The 14,537-nt window shown below is 34.7% G+C and carries 10 protein-coding genes; 3 read left to right on the top strand and 7 right to left on the bottom strand.

Annotated elements, in window-relative coordinates:
- The first annotated feature begins 75 nt into the window (after positions 1-75).
- Positions 76-2,055, top strand: coding sequence for a urocanate hydratase (locus tag B3I31_RS04890; RefSeq protein ID WP_291049617.1), 1,980 nt, complete (start codon positions 76-78; stop codon positions 2,053-2,055).
- Between the two features lie 50 nt (positions 2,056-2,105).
- Here B3I31_RS04890 and B3I31_RS04895 read toward each other — a convergent pair whose 3' ends face one another.
- On the bottom strand, positions 2,106-2,831 hold the full coding sequence (locus B3I31_RS04895; RefSeq protein ID WP_219033831.1) for a hypothetical protein: 726 nt from the start codon (positions 2,829-2,831) through the stop codon (positions 2,106-2,108).
- 241 nt (positions 2,832-3,072) lie between these two features.
- On the opposite strand from B3I31_RS04895, the gene B3I31_RS04900 reads away from it, so the two are divergent.
- The gene (locus B3I31_RS04900) at positions 3,073-3,945 is read left to right on the top strand and encodes a pirin family protein (protein WP_291059691.1); all 873 of its coding nucleotides are present in this window, start codon (positions 3,073-3,075) and stop codon (positions 3,943-3,945) included.
- A gap of 24 nt (positions 3,946-3,969) precedes the next feature.
- Entirely contained in the window at positions 3,970-4,251 is a 282-nt protein-coding gene (locus B3I31_RS04905) for a GNAT family N-acetyltransferase (protein ID WP_286495294.1), read from the top strand.
- A gap of 53 nt (positions 4,252-4,304) precedes the next feature.
- Here B3I31_RS04905 and ggt read toward each other — a convergent pair whose 3' ends face one another.
- From ggt to B3I31_RS04935, 6 genes are all read right to left on the bottom strand, one after another.
- A complete protein-coding gene (gene ggt / locus B3I31_RS04910) occupies positions 4,305-5,972 on the bottom strand; it encodes a gamma-glutamyltransferase (RefSeq protein ID WP_286495295.1) in 1,668 nt (555 codons plus the stop codon).
- A gap of 75 nt (positions 5,973-6,047) precedes the next feature.
- A complete protein-coding gene (locus tag B3I31_RS04915; RefSeq protein ID WP_291072429.1) occupies positions 6,048-8,849 on the bottom strand; it encodes a TonB-dependent receptor in 2,802 nt (933 codons plus the stop codon).
- A gap of 238 nt (positions 8,850-9,087) precedes the next feature.
- A complete protein-coding gene (infB, locus tag B3I31_RS04920) occupies positions 9,088-12,141 on the bottom strand; it encodes a translation initiation factor IF-2 (RefSeq protein ID WP_291059686.1) in 3,054 nt (1,017 codons plus the stop codon).
- 63 nt (positions 12,142-12,204) lie between these two features.
- Positions 12,205-13,440 carry a transcription termination factor NusA gene (nusA, locus tag B3I31_RS04925; RefSeq protein ID WP_280037281.1) on the bottom strand — a complete coding sequence of 412 codons (1,236 nt, stop codon included), beginning with the start codon at positions 13,438-13,440 and terminating at the stop codon, positions 12,205-12,207.
- Between the two features lie 15 nt (positions 13,441-13,455).
- Positions 13,456-13,917 carry a ribosome assembly cofactor RimP gene (gene rimP / locus B3I31_RS04930; protein ID WP_291049648.1) on the bottom strand — a complete coding sequence of 154 codons (462 nt, stop codon included), beginning with the start codon at positions 13,915-13,917 and terminating at the stop codon, positions 13,456-13,458.
- A 110-nt stretch (positions 13,918-14,027) separates the two neighbouring features.
- On the bottom strand, positions 14,028-14,513 hold the full coding sequence (locus tag B3I31_RS04935; RefSeq protein WP_125350498.1) for a DUF456 domain-containing protein: 486 nt from the start codon (positions 14,511-14,513) through the stop codon (positions 14,028-14,030).
- Between the last annotated feature and the right edge of the window lie 24 nt (positions 14,514-14,537).

Consider the following 14,537-nt stretch of genomic DNA (forward strand, 5'->3'; position numbering starts at 1 on the left):
TGTCATAGAAATCAGTATGACAACAAAAAATCGTAAAACTTATAACGTTTAACCTAAAACATAAAACACAAAAAAATGACTTTTCAAGAACAAATAAAACAAGGTATTCCTTCTGTTTTGCCTCAAAAAAAAGACAGAGATCCTAACGTAAGTCACGCACCAAAACGTAAAGAAATATTATCGGAAGACGAAAAAAAGTTAGCATTGAAAAATGCATTGCGTTATTTCGAGCCAAAAGATCATGCTGAATTAATTCCAGAATTTAAACAAGAATTGGAAAATTTTGGACGTATTTACATGTATCGTTTGATGCCTGATTATAAAATTTTCGCTCGACCAATTACAGATTACCCAGGAAATTCAGAACAAGCAAAAGCAATTCAGTTAATGATTCAAAATAACTTGGATCACGCAGTTGCACAACATCCTGAAGAGTTGATTACTTACGGAGGAAATGGCGCAGTTTTCCAGAACTGGGCGCAATATTTATTAACAATGAAATATTTGTCTGAAATGACAGACGAACAAACATTGGTGATGTATTCTGGTCATCCGATGGGTTTATTTCCTTCTCACAAAAACGCTCCACGTGTTGTTGTAACGAATGGAATGGTAATTCCGAATTATTCGAAACCAGATGATTGGGAAAAAATGAATGCTTTAGGCGTTTCTCAATACGGACAAATGACAGCTGGAAGTTATATGTACATTGGTCCGCAAGGAATTGTACATGGAACTACTATCACAGTTTTAAACGGATCTCGTAAAATAGATGATAACGGAACAGCAGGAAAATTATTTGTTACGGCTGGTTTAGGCGGAATGTCAGGTGCGCAACCAAAAGCGGGAAATATAGCAGGTGTTGTTTCTGTTACTGCCGAAGTGAATCCTGCTGCGACATACAAACGTCATGAACAAGGTTGGGTGGACGAAGTAATTACAGATTTAGATAAATTGGTTGCTCGTGTTCGCGAAGCCAAAGAAAATAAAGAAGTTGTTTCCATTGCTTATGATGGAAATGTAGTGGATGTTTGGGAAAAATTTGATCAAGAAAATGTTTACGTTGACTTAGGATCAGATCAAACCTCTTTGCATAATCCATGGGCTGGCGGTTATTATCCTGTTGGATTATCATTTGATGAAGCCAACGATATGATGGCAAACAATCCTGAATTATTCAAAGAAAAAGTTCAAGAATCGCTGCGTCGTCATGCAGATTCTGTAAATAAACACACAGCAAAAGGAACGTATTTCTTCGATTATGGAAATGCCTTTTTATTAGAAGCTTCTCGAGCTGGTGCAGATGTAATGGCAGAAAACGAAATTGATTTCAAATATCCATCTTATGTACAAGATATTATGGGACCAATGTGTTTCGATTTTGGATTTGGACCTTTCCGTTGGGTTTGTACTTCAGGAAAACCAGAAGATTTACAAACAACAGATGAAATTGCTTGTCAAGTTTTAGAAGAAATCATGCAACATTCTCCAAAGGAAATTCAGCAACAAATGCAAGATAATATCACATGGATAAAAGGTGCACAAGAAAACAAATTAGTTGTAGGTTCGCAAGCTCGTATTTTATATGCAGATGCAGAAGGACGAATTAAAATTGCGAAAGCGTTTAACGATGCAATTGCGAAAGGTGAAATCGGACCAGTTGTTTTAGGTCGTGATCATCATGATGTTTCTGGAACAGATTCTCCATTCCGCGAAACTTCTAATATTTACGATGGTTCAAAATTCACAGCAGATATGGCGATTCACAATGTTATTGGAGATAGTTTCCGTGGCGCAACTTGGGTTTCTATTCACAACGGTGGCGGCGTTGGTTGGGGAGAAGTTATTAACGGTGGATTCGGAATGTTATTAGATGGATCTTCCGATGCTGAAAATCGTTTAAAATCAATGTTACATTGGGATGTGAACAACGGAATTGCTCGTAGATCTTGGGCAAGAAACGAAGAAGCTATTTTTGCTATAAAACGTGCAATGGAAGATGAACCTTTGTTAAAGGTTACATTACCAAATATAGTGGATGAAGAATTATTGTAAATAATATATCAAATTAAAAAAGCATCTCAATTGAGATGCTTTTTTAATTATTATTTCTCTACTTCATTATTTTGACTCATCTGATTAATTTTATCAATTTTCTCTTGAAGTTCTTTTGGAGTAAGTACTTTTTTAGGAATTAATTTAATAAAATCTGTAGACTTTTTCTCTTGACTAATCTCTTTCAAAAAATATCTTTTTTCCATCTTTCCACCACCCTCTTCAACTTTTTTAAACTTCTTAAATAATTCTACTACAACAAAGTTTTTGAACTGAAAATAATAAGGGCTTACCGTAATTCCATTCATTTTTGCTAACCAGATTTCGTAGTAAAACTCATCATTTTCGAAGATAAATTTCTTAGCTTGTAAACCTAAAATTTCTTTCATTTCCTTTGTAGGTTTCAAACCTTCTATCTTAATAGAATCCACCACATACGTATCACCATATTCAGCAAACTCATATGATTTATTATGTTCAAAATCGTTTAGTAACCAATTTGGTTCTGGATAAATTCGAACCGCATCATTCTGAGAGTTCTTTACTTTCTCTATTAATTTGACAAAAGAATAATTTTTAGAAGCTAACACTTCAAACTCATAAGATTCATTAAACGCGTTTACTATTTCTGGCAAAAAGTCTTTTGGTGTATTTTTCTTCATTTCATCATTGAAAATTGTTTCTTGGTGGATATCATACAAAAAACGATACGTATTTTCTTGTCCAAATAAATAAAAACTAATTCCAAAAAGAATGATGAATAAATGTTTTCTCATATTACTATTAATTTCCAAACAATTATATAAATAATAAGTATTTAACTCTTATAACAAAATCACAACTATGTATTAAAGTTTTAAATATAAATTTAACATTCAATCAATAATAAAAATTTACAAAACATTATTAATCTATGTTAATTAATACGTTACCAACTTCTTAACCTACATCAATATAATCAACTATTTAGCTTCGTAAATTTGTATAACAAAAATAAAAACATATAAAAAAATCATTATGAATACAAAAAATATAGAAATAGTTATCGCTCCAAGAGAACCTCACTTCGTTGGAGATGGGTTTAGAGTTCACAATTTTATTCCAAGTGGTTATCATTTAGATATGAGAAGAATGGATCCATTTATTATGTTAGATTACAATTCAAAATTTCATTTTCCAGCAACAGACAAACCAAAAGGTGTTGGTGTGCATCCACACCGTGGTTTCGAAACGGTTACTATTGCTTATCAAGGAAGCGTTTCTCATCATGATAGTTCTGGTGGAGGAGGAACAATTCATCAAGGAGATGTACAATGGATGACAGCAGCTTCTGGTGTTTTACACAAAGAATATCATGCAGAAGAATTTTATAAACAAGGTGGAATTTTTCAAATGGTTCAATTATGGGTAAACCTTCCTGCAAAGGATAAAATGAGCACTCCAAAATATCAGGCGATCGAACATAAAGATATTCCTACTGTAGAAGTTGAAAATGGTTTTATCGAAGTTATTGCTGGGGAATACAACCAAACAAAAGGTGCTGCATCTACCTTTTCTCCTGTTAATATGCTGAATGCAAAATTGAATGAAGGCGGAAAAGCGAATTTTAGTTTTCCTGCAAATTACAATACCGTTTTATTGGTTATTGAAGGTGAGGTGAAAGTAAATGAACAAGAAATTGTTCCAACAGATCATTTATTATTATTTACTAACGAAGGAGAAGATTTTACAATCGAAGCAACTGAAAATAGCATTGTACTAATTTTGAGTGGAGAACCTCTAAATGAACCAATCGCTTCTTATGGTCCTTTTGTGATGAATACACAAGAGCAAATTCGCGAAGCTTTTGAGGATTTTAATAACGGAAAATTTGGTACTTTAGAAGATTAATAAACAACTTCAAAAATAAAACTGATGGAAATTAAACAAATTGATGATAAAAAAAATGGAGCTTTTGTCGTTTTAGATGGCGATAAAAAAGCTGGAGAAATGACATATGTTTGGGCTGGTGATGATAAAATTATTATCGATCATACAGAAGTTGACGAAGCTTATGGCGGACAAGGTTTAGGAAAAAAAGCTTTATTAGCCTTGGTTGAATGGACAAGAAATAATAATATAAAAGTAATTCCTTTATGTCCTTTCGCAAAAGCGCAGTTTGATAAAAATCCAGAAATTAAAGACGTTTTATCATAAAGTTTTCTCTTAAAAATACAAAAGGAACTCGAATCGAGTTCCTTTTGTATTTCTTAATATCCCACTGCTTTGTCATCTCCTCTTGGATCTGCACCAGCTTGATATGTTCCGTTAGTGTTGACCAAAATTCCTTCCACACGCCCGTAAGGTTTACGTTCTTTCAATGTATAACCTTTTTGTTTTAACGATTCACGAACGTTTTCTGAAATTGCATTTGGCTCATAATCGATTTGGTCTGGCAACCATTGATGATGAAATCTTGGTGCTGCAACAGCTTCTTGCATCGTCATTCCGAAATCAACAACATTCAAGATGGCTTGAAAAACTGACGTTATAATTGTAGAGCCACCTGGCGTTCCCACAACCATAAACAATTTACCATCTTTCTCTAAAATAGAAGGCGTCATCGAACTTAACATTCTTTTCGAAGGTTCAATCGCATTAGCTTTTCCTCCAACTAAACCATATAAATTTGGTGTACCTGGTTTTACAGAAAAATCATCCATTTCATCATTCAACAAAAATCCTGCACCTTCTACTACAACCAAAGATCCATAGGAATTATTCAAAGTAGTCGTTACAGAAGCCGCATTTCCATCTTTGTCAACAATTACATAATGCGTTGTTTCCATTGACTCTTTACCAATTATTTCTCCCGCTTTAATTGCTGAACTTGGTGTTGCTTTATCAAACGAAAAATCTTTCATTCGATTTACATTATAACTTTTATCCAACAATTGTTTTTGCGGAACTTTTATAAAATCTGGATCACCTAAATGCTCTGCGCGATCAGCATAAACGCGACGCTCTGCTTCTACCATCACTTGAATTGTAGAATCTGCTTGAAATCCCCATTTGTTGATTGGATAATCTTCGATTGATTGAAATAACGAAACCAATGCAATTCCTCCACTTGAAGGCGGCGGCATCGAAATTACTTTAAGACCTTTATAATTTCCCGAAACTGGCGTTCTCCAAACCGATTGATATTGTTTTAAATCTTCGTGCGAAATAATTCCGTTTCCGCGTTTCATTTCTTTCACTATTAAATCAGCCGTTTTTCCTTCATAAAAACCAGCACGACCTTTTTGTTGAATTAATTTTAATGTATTTGCTAATTCTTTTTGAACCAACAAATCTCCTTCTTTCCAAGATGATTTAGACGTTAAAGCATTCGTTTTTGAATTATATTTTACAAAATCATTATGCTTATTTGTCAGTTCGCTCGCTTGTTGTTTTGTTATTTTAAATCCTTTTTGAGCTAAACTAATAGCCGGCTGAACTAATTCTTTCCAATTTAATTTCCCATATTTTTCGTGCGCTTTCACCATTCCATCTACAGTTCCAGGTACTCCTGCAGCAAATTGTCCATACAAACTAAGATCAGTAATTGCATTGCCATTTTTGTCCCAATACATATCTTCACTTGCTTTTAAAGGTGCTTTTTCACGATAATCTAACGCATCTGTTTTTCCTTTTGCATCACGATAAACCAAAAATCCACCGCCACCAATATTTCCTGCATTTGGATAAACAACCGCCAACGCAAACTGAACTGCAATAGCAGCATCAATCGCATTTCCACCTTTTTTCAGAATTTCAACTCCAACTTTTGAAGCTTCGGGATGAGCTGTTACAACAGCTCCATTTTTGTAAGATTCTTGCGCATTCAACTGAATAATCGCGAAGAATGAAACTATAATAAATGATATTTTTTTCATAAAATCGATTTAAACAAAATACCAAACCTTCATCAATTACGACAAAGATTTGGTAAAACATATAAACTATTTAAATTATAAACTTAATGATAAACGAGCGAAAGCAAAACGTCCTCCAGTTCCGAATTGTTGTCCAGTACGTGAATACACGAAATATCCTGCTCCTCTATTTCCTCCAATTTTCGTTTCATCAGGATAGATATCAAACAAATTATTTGCACCAATTGTTAACGAAATATTTTTGTTGAAAGCATAACCAAAACTCAAATCTGTTACAACTTTTCCGCTAAATGTTTGCGAATCTGCCACCGTATTTGTCGCTGCATCAACTTCTCCAAAATACACGTTTCTTAAGTAAACATTCCATTTATCCAATGAATAATTCAAGGATAAATTAATTTTTGTACGAGGTATAGCCGATTCTAAATAAATACGACTTGAACGATCAAAATAAGTAGACTCTTTTCCTTTTAATAAATCCGAAGCATGAACGTCGCCCACAACATTTGTTTTACTAAAAGTCGCCGATAAATCTCCACGTAATTTCCCTGCTCCCAAACGATCTTGATACGTCAAAACTACATCTATTCCTTTGGTTTCAGTATCAATTGCATTTGCGAAGAAACGCGCCGAAGTTGCATTTGCTTGTTGCAATAATTCGTAAATCTCTTTGTCTTGAGCTGATGCATTTGCTGCATTGCTTCCTGTGAAAGATCCTGTGTAAATGATTCGGTCATCAATTCTGATAAAATATCCATCAACACTCAATTTGAATTTTCCCCAATTTGCCGTTGCTCCAGCCGAAACTGATTTCGATTTTTCTTCGTTCAATTGTGGAATTCCTAATAATTTTGCAGCACGACTATCATTTGTAAAAGTTCCTGAATTAGAAATTGCTCCATCTAAGAATAAACTTGAAGTTGCGCTAAAGTATAATTGATGCAAAGATGGTGCTCTAAATCCTGTACTTGCAGCGGCTCTCAACACATAGTTTCCTAATTTGTATCGAGTCGAAATTTTTCCATTTAACGTTGATCCAAAATCTGAATAATCTTCGTAACGTAACGCAGCAGCTACTAAGAAATCTTTCGTAAAATTGAATTCAGTATCTAAATACCCCGCAACAGAATGACGATTTGCATTGACTTCGTTCGCTGGTAAAAATCCAGGAAAAGCTTGCGCTCCGCCTGCTAAAGCAGTACCATTTGCAGCAAATAAAGTATTGATATTTCCGTTAAAATCTTGAACATAAATTGGCTTTCCATTTCCGTCTACGCCAATTTGACGAACTTTACCATAATTCGCATAAGATGATTCTTCACCTCCTACAATTTGATAATTCTCATAACGAAATTCTGCACCAAACGCGACATTAATTCCAGCTAAAACATCATCAAAAAAACGCGTAAAATCTAGGTTGGTTGTATTCTGCGTAAAACGATATCCACCAGCTTCAAAAGATGTTGGCGAAGATTCTTTCATCGATGCGTTAACTGTATTTTTGACTCCAAAATCGATGGTATTATTTCCGTATGTGTTCGAAAAATCAACTTTCCAACCATTAATTTCACTACGAATTCCCGCTGCTAAAGAGCGATCGTAATTATTAGTTTGAATTAATGGTAAAAATCCATTTGGATAAATTGACGCTACTGTTTGATGTAACTGAGCAGGCTGACGACGAAAAGCCGCCGATTCACCCAAACGATAATTTAATCCTCCAAATGCATAAATTTCGGTTTTATCTGAAACTGGAAAAAGTGAATTAATAAAAATTGATCCTCCTTCATTTTTTGATTGTCCAATGCGCGAAACATAATCAGCACGCGTTTCTCCACGACGCGCTAATTCTTCCTCTGTAATATCTTTTCCAGTTGGATTTGGGTATAAATCTGGTCGATTATAATCTGAGAAAATTGTTCCTGTAAATTCTTTTTGACGATTGAATGGTTGACGCTTGTCGTAAGAACCTGCAACATTTACAAATCCTCCTTTTTCACCCACTTTTACACCATAATTTACATTCGCTTGAAAAGTTTCACCATCAAAATTATCTTCTGCATTTTTCGAAAGATTTCCTCCATACGAAATTGACGCACGTAGTTTATCTGTCGAATCTTCCAAGACAATATTAATCACACCTGCAATCGCATCAGAACCATATTGAGCAGCTGCTCCATCTCGAAGAATTTCAATTCTTTTAATTGCAGAAGTTGGAATTGCATTCAAATCTGTACCAACAGAACCTTTACCAAACGAACCATTAATATTAACCAATGATGTTGTATGACGACGCTTTCCGTTAATCAAAACCAATACTTGATCTGGTCCTAAACCACGCAAAGAAGCAGGATCTATATGATCTGTTCCGTCAGAAATAACTTGCGTATTCGAGCTAAAAGATGGCGCAACATAATTTAAGATTTGATTCAACGAAACTTGTCCTACATCTTTTGTCACCTCTTTAATATCTATCACATCAACTGGTGTTGAAGAATCTAATTGTGTACGTCCAACTGCACGTGAACCAATCAAAACGACTTCGCTAAGATCAGTATCCGAATTGATTGATTGCAAAAAGAAATCTAAAGAAATTTCATTTTCATCAAGTACATTAATCGTTTGCGTCGTTGTTGGCTCACCTATTTTTGAAACAATAATTTCATACTTCCCAGGCTCTAACGTTAATTGATATAAACCATCTGCATCTGTTGTCGTCGTTATATTCGTTCCTTTTACATTAACCGTTGCTTGATCGATTGGTCCATTTACATCTTCAACCGTACCTGTGACTTTAGTTTGAGCGAATAAAAATGTTCCGCCGAAAAGAGCAGTGAGAAAAAATATTTTTTTGAGTGAGTATAATTTCTTATTCATATTTACAATTTTAAAGTCTAGCAAATTTATAGATTTTATAGAATATAAAACAATCGTTTTTAAATAAAATAAAAGAAAAATTTAAATTAATGTTAAATAAAGATTCTATTCTAAAAATAAGATGAACAATAGAATATAGTTCTATATAACAAGTAGAGTATTGATTTTTATTAAATAAAATTTCATAAAAAAAGGAGCTCAAATTGAGCTCCTTTTTAAAATATTTGTTGAGAATTGATTATTTCAATTTCTTTTTAACCTCTACAGTTTCGTAAGCTTCGATAATATCACCTACTTGAATATCGTTGAAGTTTTTGATATTAAGACCACATTCGTAACCTTTACTAACTTCTTTCACGTCATCTTTGAAACGTTTCAATGAAGCTAATTCACCATCGTGGATCACAACTCCGTCTCGAATGATACGAATACTAGAGTTTCTGTAAACTTTACCGTCTAAGACCATACATCCAGCAATAGTACCAACTTTCGTTACTTTGAATGTTTCACGAACTTCAATATTACCTGTTACTTGCTCTTTCAACTCTGGAGATAACATACCTTCCATCGCTTCTTTAATCTCTTCGATCGCAGCATAGATAATTGAGTAAGTTCTAATTTCAACTTCTTCTTTTTCTGCAATATCACGAGCAGATCCACCAGGACGAACATTAAATCCGATAATAATCGCATCTGAAGCAGAAGCTAATAATACGTCAGATTCTGTAATTTGTCCAACTCCTTTGTGTAAGATGTTAACAATAATTTCTTCTGTCGAAAGTTTTTGTAAAGAGTCTGTTAATGCTTCTACAGAACCATCCACGTCCCCTTTCAAGATAATATTCAACTCTTTGAAATCTCCTAAAGCGATACGACGTCCAATCTCATCAAGTGTGATGTGTTTTTGTGTACGAATAGTTTGCTCACGTTGTAATTGATCTCTACGAGTTGCAATTTGTTTCGCTTCGCGTTCGTCTTCGTAAACTTTGAACTTATCACCTGCAGTTGGCGCGCCTGCTAATCCTAATATTGTAACTGGTGTTGATGGTCCAGCAACTTTGATATTGTTACCACGCTCATCTAACATTGCACGAACTTTACCATGATGAGATCCTGCTAATACATAATCTCCGATGTGTAATGTACCTGTTTGTACAATAATTGTCGAAACATATCCGCGTCCTTTGTCTAATGCAGCTTCTACAACTGTACCAGATGCTTTACGTTTTGGATTTGCTTTAAGGTCTAATACCTCAGCTTCTAATAATACTTTTTCTAATAAATCTTCTACTCCTAAACCAGATTTAGCCGAGATTTCTTGAGATTGGTAAGTCCCACCCCAGTCTTCAACTAATAAGTTCATTTGAGCTAATTGCTCTTTTACTTTTTCTGGATTAGCTGCTGGTTTATCAACTTTGTTGATTGCGAATACCATTGGTACTCCAGCTGCTTGAGCGTGAGAAATTGCTTCACGCGTTTGTGGCATGATTTGGTCATCGGCTGCAATCACAATAATTGCAATATCCGTTACCTGAGCACCACGAGCACGCATCGCTGTAAAAGCCTCGTGACCTGGTGTATCTAAGAATGCTACACGTTTACCACTAGGCAATGTTACGTTGTACGCACCAATATGTTGTGTAATACCTCCAGACTCACCAGCAATTACATTTGCTTTACGAATATAATCTAATAAAGATGTTTTACCGTGGTCAACGTGTCCCATTACAGTTACAATTGGCGCACGAGTTACTAAATCTTCTTCGTTATCGATTTCTTCTTCTTCAGTTGAGATTTCTTCTTCAGCATTAGCAAATACTGCTTCGAATCCAAAATCATCTGCAACTAATTGAATTGTATCCGCTTCAAGACGTTGGTTCATGGTAACCATGATTCCTAATGACATACATGCAGAGATAACTTCTGTAACAGAAACATCCATTAACGAAGCTAATTCGTTAACCGTTACAAATTCTGTTACGTGTAAAGTTTTGTCCATGTCCATTGCTTCTTGCTCTTGCTCAGCAAACTCACGTCTTTCTTTACGTTTATCTCTTCTGTGTTTAGCCCCTTTAGATCCTTTACCTTTGTTCGTAAGTTTATCTAAAGTGTCTTTAATTTGTTTTTTAACATCTTCGTCAGAAAGTTCTACTTGAGGAACTCTTGGCCCACGGTTGTTTCCACCTCTAAAGTTTCCACCACCTTGACGATTACCACCTTGGCGATTTCCACCTTGTCCTTGACCTCCTTGACGGTTGTTATTATTTCCTCCTCCGTGGTTGTTATTACCACCTTGGCGGTTATTATTATTTCCTCCTCCGTGATTGTTGTTACCACCTTGACGGTTGTTATTGTTTCCTCCGTTTTCTCCAGCTTTTGCTACATCTTCTGGTTTAACGTTTTTCTGGATACGTTTGCGCTTTTTCTTGTCAGCAGCGTTATTAGCACCTTTTTGATTCCCTTTTTTATCGTCAGTTTTTTTCTTATCAAATTTAGATAAGTCAATCTTTGCACCTGTAAAATTAGGTCCATCTAATTTTGTGTAGACAGTTTCAATTTTTTGAGGTTCAACTGCTGCTACTTCTTCAATTTCTTCTTTCTTCACTTCAGGCTTCGCTTCCGTTTTTATTTCAGGCTTTCTAACCTCTTCCACCTTTTTAGGTTCTTCTTTCTTCACCTCTTTTTTAACTTCCGCCTTCGGTGCTTCCGCCTTTTTAGGTTCTGCTTGCTCTTTTTTAGGAGCTGGAGAATCTTGCTTTTTAGGTTTACCTGTATTATTTATTTTATCAAGATCAATAACTTTTATCACTTTCGGTCCTTTCGGTTCCTCTTTTGATTCAGTTTTAGGTTCAGCTTTTGGTGCCTCCTCTTTCTTGATTTCTTCTTTCTTCACCTCTTCTTTTGCCGCAGATTTTTCTACTTTGGCTTTAGGTTTCAAAGCATCTAAGTCTATTTTTCCAACAGTCTTTGGTCCTTCCAATTCAACTTTCGTCGTTTCAATGATTTCAGGTTTCTTTTCTACTGGTTTTTCAGTTGCAGCTTTTGCCTCTGCTTCTTTTTTCTCAGCGGCTTTGATATCTGAAATTTTGTTAATGACTACTTCACCGGAAGCTTGCTTTTGTTTAGCATCAGATCGGAACTCATTAACTAAAATATCGTAAGTTGGCACGTCGATTTTAGAGTTCGGATTTTTTTCTACTGTTGTACCCTTCCCTTCTAAAAAATCAACAGCTCTATCTATTGATATATTTAATTCTTTTAATACTTTACTTAATCTTATTGTTTCCGACATATGAAGCTAATCTCTTATTTTAATGTTTGCAAATGTATGAATTGTTTATGACTTGAGTATGAATTAATCTTCAAACTCTTCTTTTAACACACGGATTACGTCTAAGATCGTCTCTTCTTCTAAATCCGTACGTTTAATTAAATCATCAACATCTTGTTCTAAAATACTTTTGGCAGTATCTAACCCGATAGCACTAAATGCATCGATTACCCATGCATCGATTTCGTCTGAGAATTCTGATAATTCTACGTCTTCGTCTTGGGCTCCTTCTCTGAAGATATCAATTTCCATTCCAACTAATTTAGAAGCTAAACGAACATTGTAACCTCCTTTACCAATTGCTTTCGAAACTTCGTCTGCATTTACGTAAACTAAGGCTTTGTTTTCTTCTTCATTAATTTCGATATTCGAAATTTTAGCTGGGCTTAAAGCACGTTGAATAAACAAACTCATGTTATTTGTGTAGTTAATTACGTCGATATTCTCGTTACGTAATTCGCGTACAATTGAATGGATACGAGATCCTTTCATTCCGACACAAGCTCCTACTGGATCGATACGATCATCGTAAGATTCTACTGCAACTTTTGCTTTGTCTCCAGGGATACGAACTACATTTTTGATTGTAATTAATCCGTCTAAAATTTCTGGAATTTCTTGTTCAAATAATTTCTCTAAGAATTTTGGTGATGTTCTAGATAAAATAATTTGAGGTTTTGCTCCTCTTAATTTTACGTCATCTACAACTGCACGTAATGTATCTCCTTTTCTGAAAAAATCTGATGGTATTTGATTTTCTTTTGGTAAAATCATTTCGTTTTGTTCATCATCCATAATAATCACTTGTTTGTGACGTACATAGTGGATTTCTCCCGAAACTACTTCTCCAATTAAACCTTTAAATTTCTCGTATAAATTAGAGTTATCATGCTCCATTACTTTAGAAACCAATGTTTGGCGTAATGTTAAAATCGCACGACGACCTAATGCTTCGATCGGAATTTTTTCCGATACTTCTTCACCTACTTCAAAATCTGGCTCAATTTTACGTGCTTCAGATAATTCGATATCTGTTGCGTCGTCTTCTGAGAAACCGTCTTCTACAACGATACGGTTGTGCCAAATCTCTAAGTCTCCTTTATCAGGATTTACAATAATATCAAAGTTATCATCTGTACCATATTTCTTTTTCAAAACACTTTTCAGGGTTTCTTCTAAGATTGCCATCAGCGTAATACGGTCGATGTTCTTATCGTCTTTAAAATCTCCAAAAGATTCAATTAATGCAAGATTGTCCATTAAACTTTAATTTTTTTAAAAGGTGACTTTTATAATCGCTTTCTTAATGTCAGCGTAATTTATTTTTTCTTCGTGTTCTACTGTAATTTTTCCTTTTCCTACAGGTTTTGGTTCGCGTGCTTCCCAAAAAATTGTAACACCTTCTTCATCGGCTTCTACAATTTCGCCTTCCATCACTTTGTCATTTAATGTAGCTTCTAAAGTTCTTCCTACATTTTTAGCAAATTGACGTGGCATGGTTAGGTTACTTCCTACACCAGGAGAGTAAACCTCTAATGCAAAATCACATTCTTCTCTATCAAGATTATGCTCTACATGTCGGCTTATTCTTACAATTTCTTCGACTGAAAGACCTTCGTCTCCATCTGCTAAAATTACAATTTTATCATCTGGAGTGATTTTCCAATCGATAAGAAACAATGACGGATTTTCCGCAATTGCTTCGTCTATCAGCTGTTTTACTTTACTTGAATCCATATACAACGAAAAAGAGAGCTATAACCAGCCCTCCTCCATTTATTCCTTTAAATTCTTTGCAAATATAGGTCATTTTTTTTTATTGACCTAATTTCAACCATTTAATCTGATTAATTCATCAATTGATATACAAATATTCCGATAAATATTAACGTTAATATAATGTCGTAACCTGTTGTTAAAATAAATCCTACAAAAGATCCGAAAGCAGATTTTAATGCAACTTTAGGCGAAGCCGCAGTAAAAATTAATTCGCCTAATAATGCTCCCAAAAAAGGACCTACGATAAAACCAATTGGTGGAAAAAATAATCCGATAATTAATCCGATAATAGATCCCCAAATTCCATATTTTGTTCCACCTAATTTTTTGGTCATGTAAGCTGGTAATAAATAATCTAAAAGCGCACCTAATAACACAAAAAGTCCTGCAATAATTATCGTTCCCCAATTGTAACTACAATCCCCACTGAATTTGAAAACCAATAATCCGACCAATGCCAAAGGTGCTCCTGGTAAAACTGGCAAAACAGTTCCGACCAAACCAACAACCAATAAAATTCCACTAATAAGATTTAGTATACTATCGTTATCCATTATTTTAGTATTTTTAAAACTGTA

It is taken from the genome of Empedobacter sp. UBA3475 (genome assembly GCF_002378465.1).
Taxonomy (GTDB): domain Bacteria; phylum Bacteroidota; class Bacteroidia; order Flavobacteriales; family Weeksellaceae; genus Empedobacter; species Empedobacter falsenii_B.

Bases quoted from the DNA above. Each gene is read 5' to 3' on its own strand.
- B3I31_RS04890 (WP_291049617.1), top strand. From the start codon at position 76: ATGACTTTTCAAGAACAAATAAAACAAGGTATTCCTTCTGTTTTGCCT.
- B3I31_RS04895 (WP_219033831.1), bottom strand. From the start codon at position 2,831: ATGAGAAAACATTTATTCATCATTCTTTTTGGAATTAGTTTTTATTTA.
- B3I31_RS04900 (WP_291059691.1), top strand. From the start codon at position 3,073: ATGAATACAAAAAATATAGAAATAGTTATCGCTCCAAGAGAACCTCAC.
- B3I31_RS04905 (WP_286495294.1), top strand. From the start codon at position 3,970: ATGGAAATTAAACAAATTGATGATAAAAAAAATGGAGCTTTTGTCGTT.
- ggt (WP_286495295.1), bottom strand. From the start codon at position 5,972: ATGAAAAAAATATCATTTATTATAGTTTCATTCTTCGCGATTATTCAG.
- B3I31_RS04915 (WP_291072429.1), bottom strand. From the start codon at position 8,849: ATGAATAAGAAATTATACTCACTCAAAAAAATATTTTTTCTCACTGCT.
- infB (WP_291059686.1), bottom strand. From the start codon at position 12,141: ATGTCGGAAACAATAAGATTAAGTAAAGTATTAAAAGAATTAAATATA.
- nusA (WP_280037281.1), bottom strand. From the start codon at position 13,440: ATGGACAATCTTGCATTAATTGAATCTTTTGGAGATTTTAAAGACGAT.
- rimP (WP_291049648.1), bottom strand. From the start codon at position 13,917: ATGGATTCAAGTAAAGTAAAACAGCTGATAGACGAAGCAATTGCGGAA.
- B3I31_RS04935 (WP_125350498.1), bottom strand. From the start codon at position 14,513: ATGGATAACGATAGTATACTAAATCTTATTAGTGGAATTTTATTGGTT.